Source organism: uncultured Cytophaga sp. (assembly GCF_937863595.1).
Classification (GTDB): domain Bacteria; phylum Bacteroidota; class Bacteroidia; order Cytophagales; family Cytophagaceae; genus Cytophaga.
The window spans coordinates 1-9,079 of record NZ_CALMGQ010000079.1 but is presented as its reverse complement, the minus strand read 5'-3'; the positions used below and the strand labels follow the sequence as shown (position 1 = coordinate 9,079).

General features: G+C 34.7%; 3 protein-coding genes. All 3 read left to right on the top strand.

Annotation, left to right across the window (positions count from 1 at the left end):
- Positions 1–11 precede the first annotated feature (11 nt).
- From Q0543_RS07190 to Q0543_RS07180, 3 genes are read left to right on the top strand one after another with little or no spacing between them, the layout of a single operon-like run.
- Positions 12–4,919: a LamG-like jellyroll fold domain-containing protein gene (locus Q0543_RS07190; RefSeq protein WP_299250814.1), complete on the top strand. Its 4,908-nt coding sequence runs from the start codon at positions 12–14 to the stop codon at positions 4,917–4,919.
- 35 nt (positions 4,920–4,954) lie between these two features.
- Positions 4,955–7,732, top strand: a complete 2,778-nt coding sequence (locus tag Q0543_RS07185) for a cadherin domain-containing protein (RefSeq protein ID WP_299250812.1) — start codon at positions 4,955–4,957, stop codon at positions 7,730–7,732.
- 18 nt (positions 7,733–7,750) lie between these two features.
- Positions 7,751–8,863 carry a PorP/SprF family type IX secretion system membrane protein gene (locus Q0543_RS07180; protein ID WP_299250810.1) on the top strand — a complete coding sequence of 371 codons (1,113 nt, stop codon included), beginning with the start codon at positions 7,751–7,753 and terminating at the stop codon, positions 8,861–8,863.
- Positions 8,864–9,079: the final 216 nt, after the last annotated feature.

Genomic DNA, 9,079 nt, shown 5'->3' with positions numbered 1-9,079 from the left:
ATGTATATGTGATGCAGCCAACAGATGCAGATTTTGGAAATAGTAATGATCCAAAAACAATGGTTCGTAGAACAGATGGCTCGGGTATTGATGGTGAATCATATAAAATTAATTTTCCGGGAGGTGCAGCAGCATGGCTGGGGAAAGAATATGTGGATACGGTTGCTTGGTATAATAACCAAATCAAAGGATGGGAAGATTTGCTTGCTCGAAATGAAAAAGAAAAAATCGATGCAGAACGTATTGCAAACTATTCTTACGATGCAGGTACTGTTTTTGAAAGTTCCACAACTGTTGAAAGTTCCAAATCAAACAGCAGCACATTTGAATTTACGATTAGTCCATCGGTTGCAACACAAATTGGTTTTGATGTAGCAGGCTTGGGTATGAGTGTGGAGATTACTGCTACCTATAATCACAGAGAAACAAAAAACACAACAACCAACGAAACAACATCGCAAACATTTGGATATGTTTTGAATGATACCGATGAAGGCGATTATTACAGTATCGACATCAAAGATGCAAAAACCCAAACGGGTCCTGTATTTTCCGTACGAGGTGGTCAAAGTCAATGCCCCTATGTTGATGCAGAAATATCTAAATACTACCAAGTAGGAACACAAATGTCTGCAGCAACCATGCGTAGAGAAGTTCCTAGAATAAGCGTTTCTTCATCCATTGTAAATAATGTAGCAGCTGGTAAAGGTGCAAATTTTGCACTTCAATTAAAAAATGCTTCTGAAACAGGCGACGATGCTTGGTTTGAAGTGAGTATTGACGAAACTTCGGTATCGGGTGCGAATATTCAAATTGACGGTGTTAGTATTGGTAACGGTAGAACATTCTTTGTGCCAGGCGGAGGTTCTATTACAAAAACCTTAACCATTCGTCAAGCCAAAGACGATGTGTTTACATTTGAAAATGTAGGTATTATTTTACATTCTCTATGTCAGTTTGATCCAGGGGATAACTGGGAAGATATCTCGGATACAGTTGCCGTATCTGCACTTTTTCAGCCTGCATGTTCAGATATTATATTGAGTAAGCCCAATGATAAATGGTTGGTCAATACCAGTGATATGCAGTTTGATGGAACTGTTGTCAAAACAATTCCATTAAATATAGGAATAGAAGGATATGATTTAAACCATAATTCGTTTCAGCAAATTGCTGTCCAGTACAAAGCAAGTTCTTCTTCTTCTTGGATTACGGACATGAAGTACTTTGTAGATAAGGTTGATTACGATGCAGCATCTGAACCAAAGACATGGATTAACAGTGAAGCAAAATTAAATTATACCTTAGAAACAAAAAGTCTTCAAGATAGAAATTACGATGTGCGTTTGAAAACCATTTGTGTGGATGGCACAGAAAATTACTCTACAATTGTTTCAGGTATTAAAGATATTAAGAGACCTAGATTATTTGGAACGCCGCAACCTGGCGATGGCATCTTATCTCCTGGAGACGATATCATGGTTACCTTTGATGAACCTATTCAAGCTGGGCTTTTAACTTCCTACAATTTTTCTGTAAGAGGTGTATTAAATGGTGCAGAAATTTCTCACAGTTCGGTATTGTTTTTTGATGGCGTAGATAACTACGCAAGTATCATTGAAGGGGTAAAGCTAGCCGATAAATCATTCACAGTAGAATTCTGGACACAACGCATCAATAATACTGCAGGTGTTATATATGCACAAGGAGATATAGAATTTGGCTTTAATAGCACTAATAATTTTTATGGTAAATTTGGTAATCAAACAATCACAACAAGCAGTAGCTATACTTCTGCAGATGATTGGATGCACTGGGCTGTATCGTATGATTATGTTGCTAAGACAGTAAGCTTTTACATGAACGACCAAATTGCACTCGGTAGTACAACTGTTTCAAGTGTATTCAATCCTATTGGAAGAATCTACATAGGTAAATCGTTAACAGGTAGCAATACTTTGAGCGCTTACCTACATGATCTTCGTGTTTGGGAATCTGTAAGAGGTCAAGGTAGTGTGGTGGCAAATATGAATGTTCGTATGCGCGGCGATGAAGTTGGACTTTCTGGATATTGGCCAATGGACGAAGCGGTAGGATTAATTGCCAATGATATTTCTAGATCGCACAATGCTGTATTAAATGGTGCTTCTTGGTCTATATCCCCTAAAGGATATGCACGTACGTTGAATGGTTCATCGGATTATTTAACCATGCCTTCTGGAAACGTTGTCGTAACCAAAGAAATGGATATGACACTTGAATTTTGGATGAAAGGTGGACCGCAATCAAACAAGACGATCTTCTCTAACGGCCGAGGTGACAATACAGATTCGTCTCCACCTTTTGAAAATATTTGGACAATTGGTGCTGGAGCTGATGGTAAATTATACGCAAAGAATAATGGAATCTCATTAGCTGTATCGAAAGATTTCTTTGATAATAAATGGCATCATGTTGCCTTGGTTGTGAAACGTTTGTCGAATACAACCTTGTTTGTGGATGGAAACCAAGAAGCCTTTACTCAAAGCGCAGTCTTTGGAGGCTTTAGTGGACCTCAAATGACACTTGGAGCGGAACAGTTTTATTCTAGTGGTTCGTATACCTATGCACGCAATTTTAACGGGTCTGTGGACGAGTTTCGTTTCTGGAATTTGGCAAAAACGCAAAAACTAATTGAATTAGATAAAAACGCCAAGTTGAAAGGTAATGAAATAGGATTGATGTCTTATTATCCGTTTGAACATTATGATGTTAATCTGATTATCAATCCAAGTTTAGCAATAGCCGTACAAGGTAAATCAGATATTGCTACTGCAAACGGTGGTGCATCTATTAATACGGATATACCGAATATCAAACAAGCCAGACCGGTTCAAAATGTTGCCTATGATTATGTTGTCAATAATGACAAAATCATTATAAATATTACTGAAGATCCGGAATTGGTTGAAAAAACAGTTATTGAAATAACGGTTACAGATATACAGGATGTAAATCAGAATAGATTGGCATCGCCCATTACGTGGACTGCTTATATGAAGAAGAATACCGTATTGTGGAGTGAAAGTGTCATTAATAAAGATAAAAAACTGTACGATAAATTATCGTTTCAAGTTGAGATTTCAAATGTGGGTGGTACAGGACAGAATTACGCCATCAGTAATATTCCTTCTTGGTTAACCATTGTAAATCCGAACGGAACATTATTACCGGATTCAAAAAAACTTTTAACCTTTATCGTTAGTGAGTCTGTTAATATTGGTAAATACGAACAGTCCCTTTATTTGAGTTCTGATTTTGGATTTAAAGAGGCACTTACATTAAATCTGAATGTTTCTGCGCAAGCTCCTAAATGGATTGTTGATCCAAGTAAGTTTGAATACAATATGAGTATTGTTGGTACATTAAATATCAATGGCATTGAATCCACAAACTCGGATGATATGATTGCTGCATTCGTAAATGGTGAAATAAGAGGTGTTTCGAATTTGAATTACATTCCTCAATACGATCGTTATGAATTCTTCTTGGATGTATATTCAAACATTACAGATGGAGAACAAATTGATTTTCAAGTTTGGAATGCAAGCTTAGGGCAAATACACAATAACGTAACACCAACTATTTCCTTTGAGAAAAATACCATCGTCGGTTCACCTTCCGTACCACAAGATTTCATTGTTACCAATTATGTACGGGTTGGATACTTTATGAATAAAGGCTGGAACTGGCTTTCATTTTATGTGAACTCAAATCAACTTGTTTCTTCTCGTGAATTATTAAAAGACGTATCTGCAAACAATGGAGATATAATTAAAGCAGATAGCAGATACGATCAGTATGGAACAGGCATTGGTTGGGTAGGAGGTATTACGCAGCAAAATAACAAGAGCGGAACCTCTGGCTTTAATGCACAAGAAGGATACAAATTAAAGTTGGCGCAAGCAGACACGTTCTATGTGACTGGTAGTAAAATTGAAACAAGTTCCATTGCAGTGCCCTTGAATACAGGTTGGAATTGGGTTGGTTATCCGGCTGCATTAAATATGGATGTGAATGTTGCATTGGGTAATGTAAATTTCGAAACCAATGATTTTATTAAAGGACAAAATTCATTTGCTGTCTACGATTATTATTTGGGTTGGATAGGTAGTTTGAAATTCATGAAACCGACTTTGGGCTATATGATGAAAACAGGTTCCGCTCATACCTTAACGTATCCAAATCCTGAACTGATTAATGGATCCAATTCCAGAATTGCTAGTGCAGTTGAAGAAGAAGGTAACGGACCTTGGGAAATCAATTCTCAAGAATATGCGAATAGTATGTCCTTTATTATAAATACCAATCTATGTAATGAAACGGTAGATGTTGAGAAGGATTACCTTGGCGTGTTTGTGAATGATGTGTGTAGAGGTTTTGTAAATCCTACCTACGTTTCTGCAAAAAATGAACATCTATTCTTTTTGACGACCTATGCTAATACTTCAGGAGAAAAGTTGACATTCAAATTTTATGATGCGAGTTTGGATAGGATGTTTGCAATACAAGAAGATGCTGTATTTTCTAGCGATGCTATTGAAGGAACTTTGTCCGTACCATATAGAGTAACTGTTGCAGAACAACGTACATGTATTTCAACAAATGTATTGAACAGTTTAACTAGTAAAGACATAAACATTTATCCAAATCCCTTTGAATCTACAACAACCATTGAGCTTGTCGGTGTTGCAAATGAAGCAACAACAATTGTGATTTCAGACATTTCTGGCAAAGTTGTAAAAACATTAAATAGCAATTCTAATAAGGTGCTATGGGATGGCTTAAGCGATGCGGGGAATGAAGTAAGTGATGGCGTTTATATTCTTACCATTCATGTTAAGGATGAAATCATTAATACAAAACTGATTAAAAAATAAATACAGATTTTATACCTATTAGCACTAATTATTTTATGAAATACATTAAACTACTTCTGCTATTTTTTATAATGGCAGAAGTACAAACAAGCTTTGCACAAAATTGGACTGTTACTGGAAGTTATGCATATGACATGACAGTAACCGCAGTATTGAATGCAAATTGTATGGAACTAGCCAATCCTTCAAATCAATTGGCTGCTTTTGTGAATGGAGAGGTTAGAGGAGTTGCCTTGTCTTCTGTTGTTGTTAAAGGTCGCTATGTTGCCTTATTAACGATACGAAGTAATGTTGCTTCTGCCGAATCTGTGAGTTTTAAAATATATAATTCAGAAACAGATAACGTTATCGATGCTTCAACAAGAATTATTTTTCAAGATGATGCTGTGTACGGTACACCAAGTGATCCATATGAAATAAAAACAAATTATACTCCCACTAATTTGACCTTAGCAACAAAGAGTGCTCAAGAAAGCGAAGGGATTACCTTGATATCATCAATGAGTGTTAAGGATCTAGATGTAGGAGATACGCATACGTTTGCATTGGTTTCTGGACTTGGCTCAACAGACAATGCGAAGTTCTCCATTTCCGGCAATATGCTTTTTTCTAAAGGAGCAGTGAATTACGATATTCAAAATAAATATAACATCCGAGTTCAAGCGACCGATAACAGAGGGTGCTTCGTGTCGGATACGTTTACAATTTTATTAATAGATCGGAATTTTCCTCCAACGGATATAACGATTAGTAATTTAAGTGTGAATGAAAATGTACCTGTCGGTTCTATTATTGGTTCAATAACAAGTACGGATATTGATAAATCAGAAGTATTTACCTACGCGTTAATAAGTGGTGTAGGTTCAGATGATAATAATATGTTTAAAATCGATGGTAATTTTTTTATTACAAATGCGTTATTTGATTATGAAACTAAAACAACCTACACCATACGTATTCAAACAAAAGACAGTGGAAATAATACATTTGAAAAGGTTGTTTTACTAAACGTGAAAAATGTTAATGACAATCCAGTAATCAATAACAAAACACTTTCTGTAGACGAGAAGGCATTTTATGGAACAGTATTAGGTAAGATTACAGCTTCAGACGAAGATGTAAGTCAAACGTTAACGTACTCTTTTGATACAAGCACTCCTTCACAATCTATTTTTGGAATAAATACTACATCTGGTGAAATTACATTGCTATCGAATACATTAAATTACCGTACCACTCAATCCTATTCTTTAAAAGTTGTTGCTAAAGATAATGGATTGCCAAGTCTTACAGATACGGCTATGCTTACCATTATAGTATTGTATCAAAATTATCCACCAACTGGTATCTCTATAAGTAATACCAGTATTAATGAGAATGTTGCTGTAGGAACTTTTATTGGTGACTTTGAAACATTTGATAATAATACAGAGGATGTATTTACCTATGCATTTGTTGGCGGATTAGGGTCGGATGATAATGGTAGTTTTAAAATTGTCGGTGGGAGTTTATTTACAAAATCAAGTTTGAATTATGAAGTTAAGGTTTTATATACTATTCGTATTAAAACAAAAGATTTATATGGCGCAACATTTGAAGATTCATTTGTGATTCATGTTGTAGATGTAAATGAAAAACCTCAGTTACATGATCAGTTAATGACTATTAATGAAGATGCTCAGATAGGTACTTTGTTAGGTACAATAGTGGCTACGAATGAAGAACCATACCAAGTGCTTTCTTATTATATTCTTAGTGATGGTGCTCCTCAAACAGCTTTTAACATAAATAGCCAAACAGGTGAAATTCATTTGCAAGCCACTCTAGATTATTCATTAAATAAATCATACACATTTAAAGTTGTTGTGTTGGATGGAGGCAAACCCAGCCTTTCAGATACTGCAAGTATAAAAATTGTAGTAGTTGATAAGAATTACCCACCAACAGAGTTATCTATAAGTAATGATATTATTAACGAAAATAAACCTGCGAATTCAATTGTAGGTGTGTTTTCATGTTTGGATGAAGACCTTGTTGAAGTTTTTACCTATTCGTTAGTTAATGGACTGAATTCATCGGGCAATAGCATGTTTTCAATTAAAGGAGATAGTTTGTTTGCAAGAGTAACATTCAATTATGAATTAAAATCTAGTTATTCTATCCGCGTTCAGACGAAAGATTCTGGAGGTAATACCATAGAAAAGGAGTTTGTAATTTATGTGAATGATTTAAATGAACGTCCCGTACTTTCAGATCTAATTATTGGTGTTGATGAAAACACAACTAGTAGTAAGATTATAGGTAAAATGACAGCTAGTGATGAAGATGAAAATCAACAACTAACATATTCCATTGTTAATAGAGGTGTTCAGAATATTATTAGTCTGGATTTTATAAATGGTGACATTGCGCTTGTGTCGAATACATTGGATTATGAAAAGGTTAAATCCTATTCTTTCGAAGTTGTTGCATCAGACAATGCAAATCCAAGCCTTTCGGATACTGCTACTCTAATTATAAATGTTCTGGATGTAATTGAAAATAAATTGGAGTCTGTTGATTATGTTTCTGCAAATGCAGATGGAAAAAATGATTATTGGTTGATTGAAAATGTTGAATTATACTCGGATTACAAATTGATGATTTTTGATGCGAATGGAATCATGGTTTACAAGGTTGATAATGGGTATGATAATTCTTGGAATGGGACATACCATGGTTCATTGTTACCGATAGGCGCATATTATTATGTAATGTCTAATAATAGTGATGTATCAAAAAATTTCAAAGGAACAATAACATTAGTAAGATAGTCTTCAATATTAATTTATATGAAAATAAAATTCATAATTATTATACTGTGCTTCGTTCAGTATAATGCATCGGCTCAAGATTTTTCAAGTTTCTATTCATATTTGTTGAATAGAGTGAACGTTAATCCAGCCTTAGCTGGTAACTCTTCAGCTGTTGAAGGTGTAATGGATTATCGGTCGCAGTATAATGGAATTGCAGGAGGACCGAGAAATTTAATGTTTGCATTACATAGTCCAATTTCAGCGAATCAAGGAGCTGGTATAAAAGTAATTCAAGATAGTAGAGGTGCATTTGGAGTAACACGTGTTGATGGCTTATATTCGCATCGGTTTTTTTTAAGCGATAGTAATTTTTCAATTCGTCTTGGATTGTCGGCAGGTATAATTTCTAGGCACTTAAATACTTCTAATATTGGGAATACGAGTAGTATGTTTGATTTAAGTGATCCAACATTAACGAGCTCAGCGTATAACTATACACGGTTTATTTCTGGATTTGGTATGCTTGTTAATTATAAACAGTTGGAGTTTGGTTTTTCAGCACCTCAGATTATCGAAAATTCTAACAGTATTGGTCAATATTTAGTCGGTACACTTTCTTATAAATATAAAATTGCGTCTACTAGATTAGATCTGCAACCTTTACTTATTTATCAAAACCTACCTATTACTAAAAACCTGCTGGATGTTGCTGTGCGAGCTACATGGGATGATAAAATTAATTTCCTAGTTGGATATGCAAATAATAAAACGCTCAAGGCTTCGTTTGGACTTCAGTTTAAAGGATTTGGTTTAGCATATATGTATGAACATCCTATGGGATATAGAAAAGAACTCAGTAATGGTACACATGAAATTATGGTGAATATCTCTATTGAAAAGAAAATGGCTAAATCGAGTCCTACAAAAATGATAAAGGACTTAAATGCATTAATTAATTATTTGAAAATCCTTAAACACGAGGAAGCAAAGTATACACAAGACTTTGTGAAATTAGAGCTTGAAAGTGTTCAAAAGGAATTGTATCGGATAACAGATCAGAACACAGATAAAAATATTGAAAAAGCGTTTGATAAGTTTGATAAAATTGGACTATTAATTGCAGATATTAAGACAAAATATGGATTGTAAAATAATTTGATTTTAGCTGATTTATACATTATACAAAGTGGGTTGACTTATTAAAAGTCAACCCACTTTGTATTTATTAATTGCTTGTAAATACTTTCACCCAATCTACATACATTGTACCAGTAACAATATCAGCAGGATTAGGCAAATTTGGATTTTTGAAGTAATCGCCGCCAACTGCAAGGTTCAAAACAATATTTTGTGTTTTGCCAAACA

Excerpts from the sequence above, each read along its gene's own strand:
- Q0543_RS07180 (WP_299250810.1), top strand. The coding sequence starts at position 7,751 with ATGAAAATAAAATTCATAATTATTATACTGTGCTTCGTTCAGTATAAT.
- Q0543_RS07190 (WP_299250814.1), top strand. The coding sequence starts at position 12 with ATGCAGCCAACAGATGCAGATTTTGGAAATAGTAATGATCCAAAAACA.
- Q0543_RS07185 (WP_299250812.1), top strand. The coding sequence starts at position 4,955 with ATGAAATACATTAAACTACTTCTGCTATTTTTTATAATGGCAGAAGTA.